The 17,341-nt window shown below is 44.3% G+C and carries 20 protein-coding genes; 15 read left to right on the forward strand and 5 right to left on the reverse strand.

All coding sequences use genetic code 11. The features are described 5' to 3' along the window. The first annotated feature begins 3 nt into the window (after positions 1 to 3). The 8 genes from ACZ9EE_RS17105 to nuoN all read left to right on the forward strand — a co-directional run bounded on the left by ACZ9EE_RS17105 (position 4) and on the right by nuoN (position 8,423). Positions 4 to 1,104, forward strand: a complete 1,101-nt coding sequence (locus ACZ9EE_RS17105; RefSeq protein ID WP_476028847.1) for an NADH-quinone oxidoreductase subunit D — start codon at positions 4 to 6, stop codon at positions 1,102 to 1,104. Continuing rightward, the gene (nuoH, locus tag ACZ9EE_RS17110) at positions 1,104 to 2,108 is read left to right on the forward strand and encodes an NADH-quinone oxidoreductase subunit NuoH (protein WP_476028849.1); all 1,005 of its coding nucleotides are present in this window, start codon (positions 1,104 to 1,106) and stop codon (positions 2,106 to 2,108) included. Before ACZ9EE_RS17105 ends, nuoH begins: the two co-directional genes overlap by 1 nt. 51 nt (positions 2,109 to 2,159) lie before the next feature. Further along, positions 2,160 to 2,579 (forward strand): NADH-quinone oxidoreductase subunit NuoI, encoded by a 420-nt coding sequence (gene nuoI, locus ACZ9EE_RS17115; RefSeq protein WP_476028850.1) that lies wholly within the window; start codon positions 2,160 to 2,162, stop codon positions 2,577 to 2,579. Next, positions 2,576 to 3,097: an NADH-quinone oxidoreductase subunit J gene (locus ACZ9EE_RS17120; RefSeq protein ID WP_476028852.1), complete on the forward strand. Its 522-nt coding sequence runs from the start codon at positions 2,576 to 2,578 to the stop codon at positions 3,095 to 3,097. Before nuoI ends, ACZ9EE_RS17120 begins: the two co-directional genes overlap by 4 nt. After that, on the forward strand, positions 3,094 to 3,408 hold the full coding sequence (nuoK, locus tag ACZ9EE_RS17125; protein WP_476028854.1) for an NADH-quinone oxidoreductase subunit NuoK: 315 nt from the start codon (positions 3,094 to 3,096) through the stop codon (positions 3,406 to 3,408). Before ACZ9EE_RS17120 ends, nuoK begins: the two co-directional genes overlap by 4 nt. A 144-nt stretch (positions 3,409 to 3,552) precedes the next feature. Next, positions 3,553 to 5,424 (forward strand): NADH-quinone oxidoreductase subunit L, encoded by a 1,872-nt coding sequence (gene nuoL, locus ACZ9EE_RS17130; RefSeq protein WP_476032988.1) that lies wholly within the window; start codon positions 3,553 to 3,555, stop codon positions 5,422 to 5,424. Beyond that, the gene (locus tag ACZ9EE_RS17135; protein ID WP_476028856.1) at positions 5,421 to 6,929 is read left to right on the forward strand and encodes an NADH-quinone oxidoreductase subunit M; all 1,509 of its coding nucleotides are present in this window, start codon (positions 5,421 to 5,423) and stop codon (positions 6,927 to 6,929) included. Before nuoL ends, ACZ9EE_RS17135 begins: the two co-directional genes overlap by 4 nt. Positions 6,930 to 6,935: 6 nt before the next feature. Then, positions 6,936 to 8,423, forward strand: a complete 1,488-nt coding sequence (gene nuoN / locus ACZ9EE_RS17140) for an NADH-quinone oxidoreductase subunit NuoN (RefSeq protein WP_476028858.1) — start codon at positions 6,936 to 6,938, stop codon at positions 8,421 to 8,423. Positions 8,424 to 8,629: 206 nt separating this feature from the next. On the opposite strand, the gene ACZ9EE_RS17145 is transcribed toward nuoN, so the two are convergent. Next, positions 8,630 to 8,803: a CsbD family protein gene (locus tag ACZ9EE_RS17145; RefSeq protein ID WP_476028860.1), complete on the reverse strand. Its 174-nt coding sequence runs from the start codon at positions 8,801 to 8,803 to the stop codon at positions 8,630 to 8,632. A 65-nt stretch (positions 8,804 to 8,868) separates the two neighbouring features. After that, positions 8,869 to 9,168 (reverse strand): hypothetical protein, encoded by a 300-nt coding sequence (locus ACZ9EE_RS17150; protein ID WP_476028861.1) that lies wholly within the window; start codon positions 9,166 to 9,168, stop codon positions 8,869 to 8,871. Positions 9,169 to 9,314: 146 nt separating this feature from the next. On the opposite strand from ACZ9EE_RS17150, the gene ACZ9EE_RS17155 reads away from it, so the two are divergent. Next, complete coding sequence (locus ACZ9EE_RS17155) at positions 9,315 to 10,814, forward strand: mechanosensitive ion channel (protein ID WP_476028863.1); 1,500 nt, start codon at positions 9,315 to 9,317, stop codon at positions 10,812 to 10,814. 72 nt (positions 10,815 to 10,886) lie between these two features. Next, a complete protein-coding gene (locus ACZ9EE_RS17160) occupies positions 10,887 to 12,212 on the forward strand; it encodes a hemolysin family protein (RefSeq protein ID WP_476028865.1) in 1,326 nt (441 codons plus the stop codon). 148 nt (positions 12,213 to 12,360) lie between these two features. Here the strand turns inward: ACZ9EE_RS17160 and ACZ9EE_RS17165 are convergent, their stop codons facing one another. Further along, positions 12,361 to 13,083 (reverse strand): TrkA C-terminal domain-containing protein, encoded by a 723-nt coding sequence (locus ACZ9EE_RS17165; protein ID WP_476028867.1) that lies wholly within the window; start codon positions 13,081 to 13,083, stop codon positions 12,361 to 12,363. A 54-nt stretch (positions 13,084 to 13,137) separates the two neighbouring features. Next, positions 13,138 to 13,407 (reverse strand): hypothetical protein, encoded by a 270-nt coding sequence (locus tag ACZ9EE_RS17170; RefSeq protein WP_476028869.1) that lies wholly within the window; start codon positions 13,405 to 13,407, stop codon positions 13,138 to 13,140. Positions 13,408 to 13,528: 121 nt separating this feature from the next. Here ACZ9EE_RS17170 and ACZ9EE_RS17175 point away from each other — a divergent pair, with 121 nt between their 5' ends. Together ACZ9EE_RS17175 and ACZ9EE_RS17180 are read left to right on the forward strand one after the other, a co-directional pair. Further along, a complete protein-coding gene (locus tag ACZ9EE_RS17175; protein ID WP_476028871.1) occupies positions 13,529 to 14,461 on the forward strand; it encodes a magnesium transporter CorA family protein in 933 nt (310 codons plus the stop codon). A 179-nt stretch (positions 14,462 to 14,640) separates the two neighbouring features. Further along, positions 14,641 to 15,120, forward strand: coding sequence for a hypothetical protein (locus tag ACZ9EE_RS17180; protein ID WP_476028872.1), 480 nt, complete (start codon positions 14,641 to 14,643; stop codon positions 15,118 to 15,120). A gap of 127 nt (positions 15,121 to 15,247) precedes the next feature. On the opposite strand, the gene ACZ9EE_RS17185 is transcribed toward ACZ9EE_RS17180, so the two are convergent. Beyond that, on the reverse strand, positions 15,248 to 15,418 hold the full coding sequence (locus tag ACZ9EE_RS17185) for a hypothetical protein (RefSeq protein ID WP_476028874.1): 171 nt from the start codon (positions 15,416 to 15,418) through the stop codon (positions 15,248 to 15,250). Between the two features lie 271 nt (positions 15,419 to 15,689). Here ACZ9EE_RS17185 and ACZ9EE_RS17190 point away from each other — a divergent pair, with 271 nt between their 5' ends. Genes ACZ9EE_RS17190 through sigB form a run of 3 tightly spaced genes read left to right on the forward strand, consistent with a single transcriptional unit; the run spans position 15,690 to position 17,260 of the window. Further along, the gene (locus tag ACZ9EE_RS17190) at positions 15,690 to 16,004 is read left to right on the forward strand and encodes an anti-sigma factor antagonist (RefSeq protein ID WP_476028876.1); all 315 of its coding nucleotides are present in this window, start codon (positions 15,690 to 15,692) and stop codon (positions 16,002 to 16,004) included. 13 nt (positions 16,005 to 16,017) lie between these two features. Beyond that, positions 16,018 to 16,500, forward strand: a complete 483-nt coding sequence (rsbW, locus tag ACZ9EE_RS17195) for an anti-sigma B factor RsbW (RefSeq protein WP_476028878.1) — start codon at positions 16,018 to 16,020, stop codon at positions 16,498 to 16,500. Further along, positions 16,466 to 17,260: an RNA polymerase sigma factor SigB gene (gene sigB, locus ACZ9EE_RS17200; protein WP_476028880.1), complete on the forward strand. Its 795-nt coding sequence runs from the start codon at positions 16,466 to 16,468 to the stop codon at positions 17,258 to 17,260. The genes rsbW and sigB overlap by 35 nt, the downstream gene beginning before the upstream one ends. Positions 17,261 to 17,341: the final 81 nt, after the last annotated feature.

A 17,341-nucleotide genomic window follows, 5' to 3' on the forward strand; every position in this document is an offset into this window, starting at 1 on the left:
CCAATGATTAGAACAGAAGAAATGCTGCTAAATGTCGGTCCCCAGCACCCAAGTACGCACGGAGTATTCCGCCTTGTAGTTAAAATTGATGGGGAAATCATCACAGAAGCAAGGCCTGTCATCGGTTATTTACACCGTGGAACGGAAAAATTAGCCGAGAACCTGCAATATACACAGATTATTCCTTATACCGACCGGATGGACTACCTCTCGGCGATGACCAATAATTACGTCATCTGTCATGCGGTTGAAACGATGATGGGAATCCAGGTGCCTGACCGTGCGGAATACCTGCGCGTACTTGCGATGGAGTTAGGGCGGATTGCCAGTCACCTTGTTGCCTGGGGAACGTATGTCCTTGACCTTGGGGCGACAAGTCCATTTATTTATGCCTTCCGCGATCGTGAAATGATTATCAATATGCTAAACGAGTTATCAGGTGCCCGTTTGACCTTCAATTACATGCGTGTCGGCGGTGTGAAATGGGATGCTCCTGAGGGCTGGATTGAAACGGTAAGAGATTTTGTTCCATATATGCGCGAGCAGTTGAAAGGCTACCACGACCTTGTTTCCGGAAATGAAATCTTTTTGGATCGGGTAAAAGGTGTTGGCAAGTACACGAAAGAAGAAGCCCTTCAATACTCGCTCAGCGGACCGAATCTTCGCAGCACAGGGGTAAAGTGGGATCTTCGTAAAGATGAGCCATATTCGATTTATGATCGCTTTGACTTTGATGTTCCAACATCAGAGGACGGGGACTGCTTAGCGCGCTACCACTTACGGCTTGAGGAGATTACTGAATCGCTGAAAATCGTTGAGCAGGCTGTGGAACAATTCCCTGCTGAAGGGGACATTCTTGCCAAGGTTCCCAAAATCATTAAAGTACCAAAAGGGGAAGGGTTTGTCCGAATTGAATCACCCCGCGGGGAGATTGGCTGCTATATTTACAGTGACGGGAAGAAGGAACCGTACCGCTTAAAGTTTAGGAGACCATCATTCTATAATCTACAAATTCTTCCGAAATTACTAGTAGGCGAAAATATTGCAAACTTGATAGCCATTTTAGGAGCAGTGGATATTGTCCTTGGGGAGGTTGACGGCTAATGATTCAAGATTTGCTCCAATCAAGCCCTGGCTGGGCAAACTTTGGAATTTTCTTTTTACTCGGTGTCATCTTGCTGCTAGTCGTTTTAGGTTTCGTTACCTACGGAATCTTAGCCGAGAGAAAAGTAATGGGATATATGCAATTGCGTCACGGCCCTAACCAATTGGGCGGCCGCTGGGGATTATTGCAAACTGTTGCAGACGTATTAAAGCTTTTATTAAAAGAAGATGTAATTCCGAAAGCAGCAGATCGGCCATTATTTATTTTGGCGCCGATTATTGCCTTTGCACCGTCATTCATGGTGCTCGCAACGTTACCGTTTACCGACAAGTTTCAATTTGCCGATATCGGAGTCGGCTTGCTTTATTACATTGCCATTTCTGGCTTAACGGTTTTTGGGATGCTGCTCGGCGGCTGGGCCTCGAATAACAAGTACGCCCTCTTAGGTGGCATGCGTGCGGCGGCCCAAATGATTTCTTATGAAATCCCGCTCGTCATGTCGGTATTAGGGGTTATCCTGTTAGCAGGAAGTTTAAACTTAAATGATATCGTACTGCAGCAAAAGCATGGCTGGTTTATTCTCTTGCAGCCAATTGGCTTTATTGTCTTTTTTATCGCTTCGATTGCGGAATTAAACCGGACACCGTTTGACTTACCAGAGTCGGAAAACGAACTGGTTGCCGGCTACTTCGTGGAATACGCTGGATTCCGCTGGGCGTTCTTCATGCTTTCCGAGTATGTGTATGTATTTGGGATGTCGACACTGATTACCGTCATTTTCCTAGGCGGCTGGCTGGCGCCATTTGCATTCCTTAGCTTCATTCCTGGAGCAGTATGGTTTGCACTTAAATTCTGTTTAGTAGTCTTCATCTATTTTTGGATCCGGAGTACGCTGCCGCGTTTCCGTGTCGACAGATTGATGGAATTCGGCTGGAAAGTCCTATTGCCAATCGCATTAGCCAACATCTTCCTAACCGCCATCATCAAATCACTATTTTTCTAATGGTGCCTGACACCAATAACAATATTTAAACTGTCAAAAGGGGTGAAAAACGTGCTTGGAGTATTTAAAGGCTTGAAATATACCCTGAAGCAATTATCGCGCGAGAAGGTTACGTATGATTATCCGAATAAGCCGCTTCCACTGCCGGACCGCTTTCGCGGCATCCAAAAGTTCTATCCGGAAAAGTGTATTGTCTGCAATCAGTGCATGAATATTTGCCCGACAGATTGTATTGATTTAACAGGTAAGAAGCATCCGGACCCAACGAAAAAGGGGAAGATCATCGACACATATGATATTAACTTCGAAATCTGTATCCTATGTGACTTGTGCACAGAGGTATGCCCAACGGAAGCAATCGTCATGACGAATAACTTCGAGCTCGCTGCATACAGCCGCGACATGTTATTTAAAAATCTGGAATGGCTGGATGAAAACGACGAAAACGTACGGCAGGTGAATAAACCATGACATTCTCAGGCGAATTCGTCGCATTTATGGGACTCGCACTCGTTGCGATTATCGGCGGCGTACTGCTGTTAAATCTTAATAAAGTTATCCATATGGTTGTGGCCCTGATCTTCACGTTCGTGGCCATCGCCGGGATTTACGTACTGCTTTCCGCGGAGTTTATCGCGGCAGTGCAAATCTTAATCTATTCAGGGGCGATCACAATCATTATGCTGTTCGGCATCATGTTAACGAGGCATAACGATGACAGTGAACCGAAAACAGGCAGATTACGAAAGTTTCTCTTGTTTCTTGGCGTGCTCGGCTTTGCCTTTGCGGTTTACATTGGCATCTATAATTTCAATATTGAACAGGTTCCGACCAAGCTCCATGAAAATAACACGTTGCAGATTGGGCAGGCGCTCTACTCAAAATATATTATTCCGTTTGAGTTAACATCTGTATTGCTTTTAGTGGCTCTAGTCGGTTCGATTGTCTTAGCGAAAAATGATAAGAAGAAGGAGGCGGATGAGGAATGAGTTCAGTTCCCGCTTCAGCCTTCCTGGCCTTGGCACTAATTTTATTTTGCATCGGCTTATACGGTGCATTGACAAAGAAAAATACCGTAATCGTTCTAATCTCAATTGAGCTCATGCTGAACGCTGTTAATATTAATCTGGTAACCTTCAGCAAATATGGCATGGCACCGTCGATTACAGGACAAATCTTTGCCTTGTTTGCCATCAGTGTGGCAGCAGCAGAGGCAGCGGTAGGTCTGGCAATTCTAATTGCCCTCTATCGCAACAAGAAAACCGTCGACATCGACGAAATGGACACAATGAAACATTAAAAAGACTCAGGCATCCTCAGGAAGTAACAAACACACGGGTCCTGAGCGTATTCGATCATACTTCGGGCCGTCACAAGCACGGAACGCCCGAAGCGGAATCGACAAAATTCGGATGGTCACTCATTACCATCCAAGGGGTTGATAATATTGGAAAATGCATGGCTTATCCCGCTTTTCCCGCTATTATCGTTTTTGATCCTTCTTCTATTCGGTAAGCGGCTGAAGGACGCGAGCGCATATGTGGGGATTCTCTTCACGCTCGCATCGCTGATATATTCCATTTTGGTCTTATTCCAGCGCTTTTCAGAGCCAACCTACGGGACAAATTTTGAATGGCTCACAATAGGAGATCTGCATCTTACAGCGGGCTTCGAAGTCAATCAATTAAATGCATTAATGCTGGTAATCGTTTCGCTCGTAAGTTTCTTGGTACATACGTACTCGAAAGGGTACATGCATGGCGACGAGCGCTTCTCAGTATTCTATGCCTATTTAGGATTATTTACCTTTGCGATGCTGGGGCTGGTGATTTCACCAAACCTGCTGCAAACCTATATTTTCTGGGAGCTAGTTGGTGTTGGTTCCTTCTTATTAATCGGATTTTATTTTTACAAAGAAGAAGCGAAAGCGGCTGCCAAAAAGGCATTCATCATGACTCGGATCGGTGATGTCGGTCTGTTTATCGGGATGATTCTTCTTTTCTGGGAAACGAAAAGCTTTGAATACAGCGTTATTTTTCATTCAGTTGAAACAGGCGCCATTCCAACATCTATGATTACCTTAATTGCGATTTTAATTTTTATCGGGGCCGTCGGAAAATCCGGTCAGTTCCCGCTTCATACTTGGCTTCCAGATGCAATGGAAGGTCCGACACCGGTTTCGGCTTTAATCCACGCTGCTACCATGGTTGCCGCTGGTGTATATTTAGTCGCAGCACTATTCCCATTGTTCTTAGCAAGCCCAACCGCACTGCTTACGATTGCCGTCATTGGAGCGTTTACCGCCATTTTTGCGGCAAGCATTGGGTTAGTGCAAACCGATATCAAACGAGTGCTTGCCTACTCAACGGTCTCACAGCTTGGCTACATGATGTTAGCTCTCGGCTCTGCCGGCTATGTGGCAGGTGTATTCCACTTAATGACCCATGCCTTCTTTAAGGCTTTGCTGTTCTTAGCAGCAGGTTCGGTCATTCATGCAGTTCACACGCAAAACATTGAGGAAATGGGCGGACTTTGGAAAAAATTAAAGCTGACCGGGCCGTTATTCTTAATCGGAACACTCGCGATCAGCGGAGTGCCGTTATTATCCGGTTTCTTTTCAAAAGATGAAATTTTAGCTGCTGCATGGGAAGGCGGACATCCAATCCTGTTCTTGCTTGCGCTCATTGCTGCATTCATGACGGCATTCTATATGTTCCGTTTGTTCTTCCTAGTTTTTACCGGCGAAGCGCGCGGCGATCAAGCACATGTGCACGAGTCGCCAGCTAATATGACGATGCCGATGATGATCCTTGGTGTACTCGCAGTCGTCGCGGGGTATTTGAACACACCATGGTTCGGTACGTTCCTTGGCGATTGGCTGGTGGACGGCAATGAAACACTTGCCCGCCATGCCCATACGGAAGGTCCTGTCTGGATCATGATCGCAGCAACGCTCGTTTCATTAGCAGGAATCTATTTGGCCTACTTGATGTACTATAAGCGTTCCATTGCCCGCAACTGGTTAAGCGGCACAGGGGACACTTTACACAGTATCTTATTTAATAAGTATTACGTTGACGAGTTCTATCAATATACCGTTGTCGCGGCGTCTAAAGCACTCAGCTACTTCTTACGATTCATTGATGTCTTCGTTGTGGAAGGACTTGTCAAAGGCGTGGTCGGGATTGTCCAAGGACTCGGCAGGGCTGGCTCCAAGCTGCAATCCGGACAGGTACAGACCTATGGGGCCGTCGCCTTTATCGGTCTCGCACTGCTCGTCGTCATCTTTGCATTTACAGGGGGGTACTTACGATGAATTTATCAGCAGTTCTTTCAATCCTAGTATTCTCCCCAATACTCGGTATCATTGTCTTGGCAATCATGCCAAAATCAGTTGAAAAACCAATCAAAATCGTTGGTTTTTTAGCGACGCTGCCAGCGCTATTCTTGGCGCTTGCTTGCTATCTCCATTTTCAATGGGGCAAAAATCTGGCAGACTTTAACGTGGCCAAAGAGTGGATTCATTTCCGCGGTATGAATACGGAAGAGCCCTACTTCGCGGTCAACTATGAGCTGGGCTTAAGCGGTTTTCAGCTTCTGCTTGTCGTGTTAACCGCCGTAGTGGCGAGCCTCGCAGCAATTGCCGCGGTACGGTTTGTCAAAAAGGAATCGAAAGGCTTTTTCATGCTCTTTCTTCTGTTAGAAATAGGAATGCTCGGGGTATTTACCGCTGAGAACTTAATCCTATTTTTCATCTTTTTCGAAATTACCCTTATCCCAACGTTCTTTTTAATCGGAAAATGGGGTTATTTTGAAAAAGAAAAAGCGGCATACAGTTTCTTAATTTACAACGGGTTAGGCTCTGCTGTCCTCCTGATTGTGATTATGATTTTGTTTGCGAAAACAGGTACTACCAACATCGAGATGCTGAGACAAATGATGGCAGACCCAAGTGCACCGCTGTCCGGTGACTTGAAAATGGGCCTATTCATCGGTCTATTAATTGCCTTCGGTGTCAAGTTACCAATCTTCCCATTACACAGCTGGATGTTAAAGGTGCACGTACAGGCACCGCCAGCAGTCGTTATGATTCACTCTGGGATTCTATTAAAAATTGGGGCTTACGGATTAATCCGTTTTGGATTGGGGATTTTCCCTAAGCAGTTTGATACCCTTGCGACACTGATTGCTGTCCTGGGTGTAATCAACCTTCTTTACGGAGCGTTCCTAGCCTTCATCCAAACAGATTTTAAAATGGTTCTCGCTTATTCGTCGATTTCCCACATGGGCATCGTGTTGATCGGCCTTGCGGCGATGAATACGGCTGGGGTACAGGGAGCGATTTTTCAAGTAATCTCGCACGGGTTAATTTCGGCGTTATTGTTCTTCATCGTCGGCATCCTGTACGAGCGTACTGATACATCACTTCTTGAGAACCTGGGCGGAATGGCGAAGGGGATGCCGCTTGCGGCTGGTTTCTTACTGGCAGGCGGGATGGCCTCACTGGGACTTCCAGGCATGTCCGGCTTTGTTAGTGAATTTATGGCCTTCCTAGGGCTTTTCAAAGAAATACCATGGCTTGCCGCTGTCGGAACGATTGGGATTATCTTGACTGCCGCGTACGTATTGCGCGCTGTCTTAGGAATCACCTACGGTAAGGCGCATCGTGAGTTCGGTGGTGTGATTGACTTAAAAGGTGTCGAATTTGTACCGGTTGTGGTACTAATGGCTTTAATTGTGTTAATTGGGGTTTATCCAAGTGTTCTAAGTTCTCCGCTGCAAACAACACTAGAAACCATCATGTTAGGGTTAGGAGGGTGATGAAGAATGGATTTAACGACATTGAAATCATTTAACTGGAGTGTCATGACACCAGAGTTCATCATCCTCGGTGTGGCAGCAGCATTGACATTAATCGATTTATTTCTACCGAAAAAACAAGACCGCCGCTTCCTTGGCTGGATTGGAATCCTTGGCATTTTAGCCGCCATTGTATCGGTTGTATCGCTACTCAATACGGGAGCGACATCGATTTTGGATGACAGCTTCACGTTGGATTCCTTTGGCAAAGCCTTTAAGTTAATCCTGCTTGTCGGTTCAGGGCTCGTCATGTTCCTTGCTGTCAGCTACGAGGCAAAGGAAGGGATGGAAACCTACCGCGGCGAGTTTTATTACTTATTCTTAACCGCCTTGCTCGGTGCAATGGTAATGACCTCTAGCGGTGATTTAATTACGTTATTCATTGGACTGGAATTGTTAACTGTTTCTTCCTATATCCTAGCGGGCATCCGCAAGCACAATATAAAATCAAATGAGTCGGCGATGAAATACGTCATCAATGGCGGGATTTCAACCGCAATCACCTTGTTTGGGATGAGCTATGTGTATGGATTAACAGGAACAACGAACCTGTTCGACATTGCCCAGACACTGTCTGCCGTGACAGATGCCCAGCATGCGTACCTGCTCGGGCTGTCATTCTTAATCATTTTTGTAGGTTTATCGTTTAAATTAGCGGCTGCTCCGTTCCATATGTGGGCACCGGATGTTTACCAAGGAGCACCGACACCGGTTACGGCCTTCCTAAGTGTCGTTTCAAAATCAGCCGGATTTGTCATTGTGATTCGCCTCTTGATTGCCGTCTTTTACAATGCGGCACCAACAGGGGCAAACGGCGAAGGGATCCTGTTTAAAATGCAGGATTACCTCGCGGTGATCGCTGCAGTTACCATGATTGTCGGAAATGTTGTGGCGTTAAGGCAGACAGATATTAAGCGCTTGTTCGCCTACTCCAGTATCGCCCACGCTGGGTATATACTGGTCGCCTTAACGAGTATGAGCTCGAACATGCTATTTTCGATCTGGTTCTACCTGCTTGCCTATATGTTAATGAACCTTGGCGCTTTTGCGGTCATTCAGCTGATCACGGAACAGTCCGGATCAAGTAAGATTGCTGATTTCGCGGGTCTTTACCGCCGTTCACCGGTTCTCGCCGTCATCATGGGAATACTGCTTGTTTCTTTGGCAGGTTTTCCAGGTACAGCTGGATTCATCGGAAAATTAAATATCTTTGTCGGGGCTTTTTACGGCACACCACACTATGTGCTGGCCTCGATCATGATTGCAACAACCGTCGTTTCGTACTTCTACTATTTCGGCATCATGACGCAAATGTTCTTCCGCCCGGCCGCGGACGAGCGTAAATTGAATATCCGTTTCGGAATCGTCGTTGTATTATTAGTTGCCGTCGTGGGGTCAGTCTTATTTGGAATCGCGCCAAATATTGCACTCGACTTCTTGAACAACCTGCAGTAATTTTTGAAAAAGAAACTCGGGGAGCAGGGTCTGAACCTTGGCTTATCCAGGGAGATTATTTCCCGGGGAAATAGGAAATCGATCCAGTTGGCCGCTTTGGGGAAGGCGGCTGATCGGGATATGTGGTCAAATATAGGGGTAAACATAGAAAAAGAAGAGGCTGGGGGAGCCTCTTCTTTTTGCGCTATAAAGCTAAACCGTTCTCTTTAATCCTCCGACAATTTTTCTTTTACTTCCCCAATCCCTTCCTTTACTTTCCCTTTCACTTTATCAAATTTACCATCCGTTTCAGTAGAATGGTCATCGGTTGCCTTTCCCCATTGTTCCTTTGCTTCCCCTTTTACCTGATCAAATCCGCCTTTAACTTTATCTTTATTCATCTGAATTTCCTCCTTTATCTATTTTGCTCTATAAAATTAGTACCCTATCTGAATTTGCCTCAAACCTAGAGGTTGTCTAGCTGATCTTTCTTTTGACCATCGGTAATGCCATTATCTTGATCGACGCCATCACCGACCCCTTTTTCTTTTAATTTAGTTTCTACATCCTTCTGGATATCCTTGATATTCTCTTTTGCCTGCTCGAGGGAGTCGTTAGATGTGTTCTTAGTATGGTTATCGACCGCATCTTTTTGCTGGCCATCACTAATACCATTATCCTGGTCGACCCCATCACCGCACCCGGCTAAACCGCCAAAAGTCAGTAACGCTGCCATTCCACCAGCTAACAATGCCTTTTTACTCATCGTTTCTCCTCCTTTTGTTATTCAATTGCTAAAGTATATTCCCAGCGAAACTGCCCGCGAAACCTATTTTCTAGGATGTTTGAAATGAAAGAGACCGGGTATATCACCTAGCAAACAAGCATGAGATATGAAAAGGAGCGATGTTGATGAACGTAAAAGATATGATAGCTGGCTGGTACATATACACTGATCAGATTCCTCACCTGCTATTTGCACTTCTGGTCTTATTAATAGGCTGGCTAATCGCAAAAGGGATAGGAAAAGCTGTGACGTCACTATTAAAGAAAACAAGGATCGATGACAGGTTGTTTTCAAGCTTTGGAAATGGTAGAAAGTATTCATCTGAAACGATCATTGGAAAAATTGTTTACTATGCGTTATTGGTAGTTGTTTGGATTATCTTTTTTAACATGTTGAGCTTAAGCATGATTGCCCAACCGCTTGTTAGCATGGTGTCAACGATAACAGGGGCAATTCCACATCTATTAAAAGCGGCTCTTATTCTATTATTCGCTTGGGTGGTTGCCTACCTGCTGCGCATGCTTTTCAAAAAAGGCGCTGCAATGCTGCAGTTAGACTCACGATTGGTTAAATGGAAAATGGCAGAAAACCCAGTCGAAGCCCAAAATGGTGTTGATCGAATTGCCCAGGGTGTCTTCTATTTTGTTCTGTTATTATTTTTACCTGCCGTATTAGGAGCATTGCAAATCGATGGAATCTCTGGTCCATTTACTCATGCCCTAACTTCCATGGTTGCGTTTATTCCTAAATTATTTGCGGCCGCATTGATTGTCTTGATCGGCTGGGTGATTGCGAAACTAGTCCGCGATATTTTAACGAACTTCTTAAAAAGCTTAGGAGCTGATTCGTTAGGTCAGCGTTTTGGCATCATGAAAAATCAGGAAGATACGAATCTATCAACGATGATCGGGAATATTGTCTTTATCTTCATCTTAATCCCAACGATCATTACGGCTTTGGAAAAGCTGGATTTGAAAGGAATCTCTGAACCTGCAATTGCGATGTTAAATCACATCTTGACGTTAATTCCTAATGTTGTGGTTGCAATCATTCTTATGTTAGTAGGTATCTGGCTTGGAAAGTGGATTGAAAAAATGGTCGTTCAAATGCTCTGGCGTTTACGATTTGACAGCATCTTTCACCAGATTGGCATTGGTACATTAACACCGGAAGGTTCAAAGTTCACCCTATCACAAATAGTCGGGCTGCTTGTTAAAATTGTCGTCGTGTTACTATTTGCGGTCGAAGCCTTACAAATTGTTCATTTAGACTTCTTAGTAACGCTGGCAACAGGGGTAATTGCTTATCTGCCAATGTTATTAGCTGCGATTTTAATTTTAGGTGTAGGGCTATATGTTGGTCATTTAATCGAACGTATTTTACAAAATGTTATTAAAAATAATTCCTCGCGCACCCTGGCAGCGATCGCCAAATATACGATTTTCGCGATTACGATCTTTATGGCATTAGACCAGCTAGGTGTCGCACACTCCATTGTAAATGCCGCCTTCATTCTCGTTCTAGGCGGGTTGGCGCTGGCCTTCGGTCTGGCCTTTGGTCTAGGCGGAAAAGCATTTGCCGCTAAATATTTAGAAAAACTAGATAATAAGCTTGGGAAAAAATAATCAATAATAGACCATGGCAATCCGGAATCCAGCGGGATTCCGGATTGTTATTTTTTGAGGGGGGATTCCTTAATGCTGTGGTTGAACATATTGACCATTATCCTTTTAATTGTCTTAACTGGGTTTTTCGTGGCGATTGAGTTCGCCATCGTCAAAGTAAGAACCTCAAGGATCGACCAACTGATGGCGGAAGGAGAGCAGCGGGCCGCGGCCGCAAACAGAGTGGTTACACACCTCGATGAGTACCTATCGGCTTGCCAGCTCGGAATCACCGTGACGGCCTTAGGACTTGGGTGGCTAGGGGAACCAACGGTGCAGAGGCTGTTTCATCCCGTCCTGGCCGCATTTCGGTTAAATGAAACGGTTACCCATTTCTTATCGTTTACGCTGGCGTTTGTCGTTGTTACCTTTATTCATGTCGTGGCGGGGGAATTGGCGCCCAAAACCTTCGCCATCCAAAAGGCGGAGCAAATTACACTTGGGTTCGCTAAACCAATTATCTGGTTTTATAAACTCATGTTTCCGTTTATTTGGCTGTTAAACCATTCGGCCCGTCTGCTTGTCGGTATTTTTGGTCTAAAGCCGGCTTCAGAGCATGAGATGGCCCACTCGGAAGAAGAACTGCGCATCCTCTTGTCGGAAAGCTATAAGAGTGGTGAGATTAATCGGAATGAATGGCGCTATGTGAACAATATCTTTGAGTTTGATGAACGGGTCGCAAAAGAAATCATGGTGCCGCGGACAGAAATGTGCTGCATATCGGTGGGCGATACGATGGAAGAGATTGCCGAGAAGCTTCACAGTGAGAAATTCACTCGTTATCCTGTGGTTGATGGGGATAAGGATCATGTACTTGGGATGTTGAACGTAAAAATGTTGTTAACTCAACGGTTTATGACTAAAAGCTCTCTCCAAGAATGGAAACTTGAATCCCATCTTCAGCCTGTGATTACCGCGATTGAAACGATCCCGATTCGGAATTTATTGTTGCTGATGCAAAAGGAACGAACCCATATGGCGATATTGCTTGATGAATATGGCGGTACTTCTGGGCTGGTAACGGTGGAAGATATTATTGAAGAAATCGTCGGTGAGGTAAGAGACGAATTTGATGGGGATGAGGTTCCCGCGGTTCGGACTATTACGGCGGGGAGCCACTATATTATTGATGCGAAGGTAGCTATTCAAAACGTAAATGAATTATTGGATATTGAGTTAAGTGCGGAAGGCATCGATACGCTGGGCGGCTGGTTTTTAACCAAAAGGTCGCCACGGGTTGCCATCGATGCGGTGGTAGAGGCAGAGGGCTATGAATTTAAGGTGATAGAGTCGGAGGGATACCATATTAAATACGTAGAAGTGAAAAAAAGCCAGACCCAAAAGGTGATTAATGAATAATTTTTGCACACTCTGTTGATTGTAGCGGGAGTACGGGGCAGAGGAGGCTTCCCGTTCCGCACACGAACCGCTCGCGCCTGGAGCGGAAATCAACAGACTAAAAAAGAAGGTGGCCCTAAAAGTTAAACTTTGGGGACACCTTCTTTAATTAAGGCATATGATTCACTGGCAGTTCAAGATCCTTTTGGAACTCCTTCATAATCGAAATATCCTCATGAAACACCTTCAGGATGACCTCCTTGACCCCATATATCAACAGCTGATCTCCTTCGTGAAGCCTTGTTTGATAGAGATGCGTGCGAATCTTAATGTCGCCGCGCTGAATAAACAAAACAACCAGTTCCAGCTCTTCGTGGTTCCGGACCGCTTCCTGAAACGTTTGGTGTACAAGCGAAGAGGTTTCATAAATAGAAAGATTGAGCAGCAGATCCTCTTTATTTTTCAAAAAAACATCGCGGACAGGCAGATCCGCCAGTTCAATATTCTGCTTCATTTCTCGATTGAAAAAACCAGCCAGGACCCGCCGAACGCTTGCTATTTTTAACACTCCAAAAACCACAATAACAGCGCCTGCACTGAAAAAGATTTCCTGTGCCCGCAGGCCTTCTGATAAAAATTGGCTAATCGATGAAACAATCACAGCGAGGGAAAACGCACCGAACAAAATAAGAAAGATCGCCAGTTTTCGGCGTATCGGGTGCCCCAAGATCAGCTCCGATTCCCCGGTTGTAAAGCCGGTTCCCGTCATCAGCGAAATCACCTGAAACCTCGAGACCTCCACTTTCAACCCCGTTAAGCGAAATAAAATCACAAAGATCTCAATGACAGCAAGAATAATCACCAGGTAGATGAACAAAAATAGTAAATTCATTGCTAGCACCTCACAAAAATGGTTGGGGCTGCTCGAAGCCCCAACCTGTTGCCGTTACTGTAATTTCTCATTATAAAATTGAACCGAGTACATCGCACCTTCGTCGACCATTTTGTTATCTTCTACATCATGTGGAAGCGGGTGACCGCCTTTATGAATCGGAAGCTCTTCACTTTTTTGATAGACAGTTGGCAGAATTTTTCGCTTCCAATCTCTTAATATTGTTTCTGCCTTGATCCGATTGGGCTTATTGCTTAGCCACAGTGCAGCCGAGGCACCAACTCCAACAGCTAATAGTGAGCTCATACTTAAGACACGTTTCATCTAAATTACCTCCTTAAGATTTGAACAATCTATTTTAATTAATAAATACCCATATGGATGAAGGATTAAACGTTTAAATGAACACATAAGCGGGGATAAGGTCTAATGAGGAGGGATTCTTTTGGAAAAATATATTGGTGCAAACAAGTGGAAGTGGTTAGAGTGGAACAGCGAGAAGATCATCCAACTCCCCCCATCCAATAATGAGGATCCTGTTATGACTGTTTGGCTGAGGCAGGTTGGAAAAGATAAAGCCAATAGTTTGCGCGTAACCAGCTTAGCGAATGGCGAAAAAGTCATCAACGGTTCCCTCATTTTTCAACAAAGTTATACAGACGAAACCGATTATAAAATTTTTCATTTCTTTTTAACAACCAATCAATTAATAACCGTTGACCTTGAAATCACCTCGCTGGATCGAGACAACCTTAACCGCCAATTAGCGCGGACGAATAATGCCGTTGAAGGTTTTTTACTTTTTCTCGGAGAACTGATGAATGGAATGCTGGTGGAGATTGATCAGTTTGAGGAAACCCTTAAAACACTGATCTGGAATGTGAGAAAAAGAAACGAAATTGGGATCCTTGAACTTGTCTATAAACGCCGGCATGAACTGTTAGTCTGCAAAAACCTGTTAATTCCAATCAATGAAGTAAAAATGGCTATCGACGAAGTCAATTTCCCTGACATTATGGAAGGAGAATTTTTTTCGTGTACGAGCAAACGGATTGAGCGGGCCAAGGTCCTGCTCAATGAGTATGAACATGAGCTTGACTCGCTGATTAATTTAGAAGAGGTGATTTCCTCTCATCGCGGAAATGAAATTATGAAAACCTTAACGGTGATGACGACGATTTTTACACCGATAATGGCCTATGGGTCGTTATGGGGCATGAATTTTAAGTATATGCCGGAACTCAACTGGCGCTACGGCTATATTTTCTCGATTGTTATGATCATCATTTCAACAGCCCTTTTGTATTATTTTATTAAAAATAAAGGCTGGACAGGCGACCTGTTAAAGGGGAAAAAGAAAGGGTCCTTTTTTAAATAAATGGTTTGAGGACGAAGCTGAAGTGGTACTACACTAACAAGGCTAGCAAAAAGCTAACCTGAATGAAGATTCTAGTAAACGGAAGAGGGTGGTAGAAATATGTGGTTGCTTGTTCGGTAAACCCTGTTGAATGACTAGGGATGAAAAACAGCAGTCTTGGAAAAAAGGAGGAAATAACGATGACTACGAATTATACTAAAACGAACACGTTGGATGAAGCAGGCATTAAAGATGACGACACCCTTTACAAGCAGAAGGAAAACGAGCAAAATTCGATGAACAGCGAGAACAACCTGCAGCAAAGGAATGGTCATCGAGACGATGATCTTCCGTTTATGGATCGGCAAGGTTCGCAGCAGGAGAATCAAGAACATCAAGAACAGTTTAGGCAAATTGGACAATCAAGGGATATTCAGGGTTCAGAAAACAGTGACCCTTATGGGCAAGCCAATCATGAGAGGGCTTCGCAAAATGATCAGCGGGACCGTCAAGAACAAGGACAGCACCTGTCTGGTTATAACATCGCCAAGAGCGATGGGCGCGACTTTCAAACACAAGATGACGTAGAAAGAAACAATGGAGATCCCCATCCTGAAAAGCAGGTAGATGAATTTTATCAGCGCTATGCTCAAGATGATCCGCTTGATAAACAAATCTAAAAACCGGATTCATGGGAATCGAAGCTTACTATAAATAAGGCTTGCACCTAACTAGTGGTGCAAGCCTTTTCATCTATATATATCCGGCAAAAAAATAACGGCCCAAAGAAATGGCCGTTACCTCTATCTATTGAAGCGGATCTGGAGTTAAACCCCTTTCCTCTTTCAGCTCAGTACCCGTTTTGGCTTTCGTCATTTGCTTGCCAAGTCTTTTTACTTCATCAAAGTTCTGCGCCATCGAACCATTTTTCTCCGTTTCGACTTTCAACTTTGTTTTTAATTTATTCAGCTCATCCATAATTTCCTCCTCCTTCCAGCTGTGGTAGCTTTTGTATACCCTCTTACTGGAATTTTAAACTATACCATTAGGGCTGGGTCACAAGGACTATTCGATAGATTAGTATTGTTGGGTATAATGGTAGAGAAGCAAAAGCGAAGCAGAGGGACGGTTCTCATGCTTCGGAAGCATGAGAACCGTCCCTCTGCTTCCAAAATTTTTTTGAAAAAGTAGGTTTAGAGTGTTTAAAATGTGGTTATATACAAAATAAATATCTTGAGGTGATGATGGAATGAATCTAAGTATAGATGTACATCAGCAAAACGAAGAAGTAACCGTGATGCTAGCAGGAGAAATTGATGCTTTTACAGCACCAAACCTTAGAGAGGAGTTATTGCCGCTCGCTGAAGGGGAAAATAGAATCATCAGTATTAATCTTAAGGACGTTTCCTATTTAGATAGTACGGGTCTTGGTGTGTTTGTCGGCTTATTTAAGAAGCTCAAGGAAAATGGTGGAGAATTAAGACTGGTTGAGTTATCTGATCGACTAAAACGGCTTTTTGAGATTACAGGTCTAGGCAACATTATGAATATTTCAGCAAATTAAAGGGTGGGGGACGATGAAACAAGTGATGGACTATATTGAAATGAAGATTCCAGCAAAACCAGATTATGTCGGTGTAATTAGATTAACGTTATCAGGGATTGCCAGCCGCATGGGTTATACATATGAGGAGATTGAGGATATTAAAATTGCTGTCAGTGAAGCGACAACAAATGCGGTCCAGCATGCATACTCCACAGAGGAAGGCGGCGAAGTCACCTTAGGGTTCGGCATTTATGAGGACAAGTTAGAAATTATGGTAGCTGATAGCGGAAAGAGCTTTAATTTTATTCAGACCAGAAACGAACTAGGCCCTTATACGGAATCAAGTACGGTTGAACAACTTTCAGAGGGAGGGTTAGGTCTGTTTTTGATCGAAACACTGATGGACGAGGTCCGTGTTTTGAATCATTCCGGTGTAACGGTCTTCATGGCGAAGTATCTAAGTGGGGAGCGTGAAAATAATGGGACAGCAGCCACAACTCGTGAAGCGAACTAAGGAAGAAATCGACGCTCTGATTCTGGAATTTCAACAAAAGGAGAACCCCTTAGCCCAAACCATTTTAGTCGAACATTATACCGCCCTAGTTGGGAGCCTTGCCCGAAAATATTCAAAAGGACGAGAATTTCATGAAGACATCATGCAAGTCGGAATGATTGGCTTATTAGCCGCAATCAGAAGGTATGACAAAGGTGCCGGGAAGTCCTTTGAATCCTTTTTAATTCCGACGGTCATCGGAGAAATCAAACGGTTTTTACGTGATAAAACATGGAGCGTCCATGTCCCGAGACGAGTGAAGGAAGTTTGGCCAAAGATTAAAACCGTCGTGGACGAGCTGACTAATAAATACCAGCGTTCTCCCAAAATCCAAGAGATTGCTGAGTACATGGAGTTATCGGAAGAGGAAGTTCTGGAAGCAATGGAAATGGGGAAAAGCTACCAAACTGCTTCTGTCGACCTGCCGATTGAAACCGGTTCAGAGGGAAATGTGGTCACCGCTTTAGATATACTCGGTTCCCCTGATGATGGTTTTGAAAAAGTAGACCGAAAACTATTGCTCCAAAGCGCGCTGCATGTTTTATCAGAGCGAGAAAAGGAAATTATTCATTGCACGTTTGTGGAAAATAAAAGCCAAAAAGAAACGGGTGAACAACTGGGAATCTCGCAAATGCATGTCTCCCGCTTGCAAAAAAAGGCGATCGAAAAGCTCCGCAAGGAACTCGCACGTGATTCCTATCAAGGATTAAACACTGTGTAAATAGAAGTAAAGGTGCCTGTCACCCACTCGGGTTAATGTTCTAACAAGGGTGGGGGACAGGCACCTTTTTCAAAGGGGATA

It is taken from the genome of Bacillus sp. URHA0034, from assembly GCF_056280405.1.